Origin of the sequence: Paludisphaera soli, assembly GCF_011064595.1 — a bacterium.
In the GTDB taxonomy this organism is placed as follows: domain Bacteria; phylum Planctomycetota; class Planctomycetia; order Isosphaerales; family Isosphaeraceae; genus Paludisphaera; species Paludisphaera soli.
Map to the genome: position 1 here is coordinate 1 of NZ_JAALJI010000092.1, position 2,174 is coordinate 2,174.

The window sequence follows — 2,174 nt, forward strand, 5'->3', positions numbered from 1 at the left end:
CTACTTCTATCTCGACGGCCTCCCCAGCCACGCCTACATGCGGATGCTCTACAAGTATCCGCAGGTCGAGTACCCTTACGCCCGGCTGGTCGAGGAAGGCCGCCGCCGGGGCCGGGCGGAGCCCGAGTTCGAGCTGGTCGACGCGATCGGGGACGCCCTCCGCGCGGGCCGCTACTTCGACGTCTTCGTCGAATACGCCAAGGCCGACCAGGAGGACGTCCTCTGCCGCGTCACCGCGATCAATCGCGGGCCCGAGCCGGCGGAGGTGCACGTCCTGCCGCACGCCTGGTTCCGCAACACCTGGAGCTGGGGCCACGACCCGCGCCGCCCCGAGCTGCGAGCCGACGGCCCGGGCCGGGCGAAAGGATGCATTGATATTATTGAGAATTTTCATGTATTAATAGACTAAATGACATAGGCTGAGTTAAACCAGCGGCTCGTGATTCTCAGGAACGGTGACTGTCGTCATCGCCGTGACGCCGCGCTCCAAGGTGTGCTGACGAATCGAGACTGGCCGCGAAAGGACCCCGGGCCGAATTCGGCGGATGGACCGGCACCGGTCATATCGGTCCCTCGATCCGAGAGGCATGGCCGAGAGGGCGAACGATTCAGGGGGTGAAATCGAGCAGCCGCGGGGAATATCGGGGCCGATCGAGACCTTCGCCGAGACCCACGGCCTTCCGCCGCGCGTCGCGGCGGTGAGGCCCGCCTGGGCCGCGGACGGATCTGGACCGCCGGTCCGACGCGTGGCGGCGGCGGGGCGAAATGGCCGTGCACGTCGGGCCGGACGAGGCGCCGGCCGAGGCGATCGCACAAGGCCGCCGACCTGAGGCGCGACCCGATCGGGCCGGACCCTTGCGACCGGGGCGGTCAATCGTCGACCGGGTGCGCGCCTGCCGGCGGCAGGTCCTCCATGCCGACCTGGCCTCCGCTCGGCCGCGGGACGTGACGATCCAAGTTGGACCGGACGAGAGGCGGCGGGCTGCGGTCGATCGCCGCTATTCCTGCTCGGTCGAGGCGCTGGCCCGAGAGCACCGGCTCGCGCCTGCCGCCGTGAGGTCGAGGCCGCCCCGCAAAGATCCTCGGACGGCCCCGGCGCGACGGCTGCAGAGGGCCGGTCGACATGGTTCCATTCACGGCTCTCACGCTGAACCGAAAGGCCGGCGGTCACGTCGCAAGGGCCGATCGGCGAGCCCAGGGTCGTCCGGCATGCCGGCGATTCGGGCCGTACTTGAGCGAGGCCCGGGCTCGGCCCGCCGCCCTCGAATCCACCACAGCCAGGCCCAGGATGTGGGCCTGGCGGCTGAAGGCCCGAAGTTTTGATTAACCCTCATCGAACATCCTTTCGCGCACTTGAAGCGTTTCGCCGGGAGCCCGATGAGTCGAGGGTGGAGGTGCCGTTCAGATACCGAGACCTGCAGGCAAACGTCCCCGGACGGCCTGTCGGATCGCGGGTCCTTTGGTACGGACGGCCCAGACGCCCAGGCCGGCCATCGACGCGGCCCCAAAGAGCGCGAGCGACGAGGGCTCGGGGACCGCCGCGAGGCTGTAGCGGACCTGGCCGAACTCGAAGCCTCCCGAGCGGGCGGACGCGCTGAGCACTACGCGGGTGAAGACGTCGGTCGTGGTCGTGGCCGCGAAGAGCCTGGCCCCGCCGGGCGCCACCAGGTTTCGAGCGATCGTCCCGACCTCGACGTCGCCGTTGTAAAAGACGGCCGTCAGCCGGAACGTCGGGTTCGTGAACGGGAAGGTCGGGTTGTTCGACTCCATCTCGACACCGAAAGTGCTCAGGGCCGAGCTGAACGTCAGCTCCCGGGTCAGCTGGAATTGCGAGAAGAGGACCGGCGGGGCGATCTCCTCGACGGTCGGAGGATTCCCCCAGCCGAAGATCCCCGGCCCGACCTGGGTGACGGTCGTCGGCCCCGAGAAGGCGACCGTCAGGGTCCCGTCGGTGATCGAGTCGAGGACCGTGCCGAACGGTTGCGTGATCGGGATCTTCGTCGTGGAGCCCGTGTACTCGTCGGTCGGGTTCGAGAACGTGACGAAATCGGCGTACGCTTCACCGCCGAGCAGGGCCGAGAGGGCCAGGGCGACGGTAAGGGATCGGGAGATGATCATGCGGTACTATCCTTATCCAGAATCCTTGGGGGTCGGAACATCCGGAGTTCGAGGCT

General features: G+C 68.0%; 1 protein-coding gene and 1 pseudogene. One reads left to right on the forward strand and one right to left on the reverse strand.

What is annotated here, in order from left to right; translation table 11 throughout:
• Positions 1 to 409 (forward strand): annotated as a pseudogene (locus G6O68_RS31610) (MGH1-like glycoside hydrolase domain-containing protein); the annotation flags it as partial.
• A gap of 992 nt (positions 410 to 1,401) precedes the next feature.
• Here the strand turns inward: G6O68_RS31610 and G6O68_RS31615 are convergent.
• Complete coding sequence (locus G6O68_RS31615; RefSeq protein WP_165253706.1) at positions 1,402 to 2,118, reverse strand: PEP-CTERM sorting domain-containing protein; 717 nt, start codon at positions 2,116 to 2,118, stop codon at positions 1,402 to 1,404.
• Positions 2,119 to 2,174: the final 56 nt, after the last annotated feature.

Coding starts and splice junctions, on each gene's coding strand:
- G6O68_RS31615 (WP_165253706.1), bottom strand. CDS start 2,118: ATGATCATCTCCCGATCCCTTACCGTCGCCCTGGCCCTCTCGGCCCTG.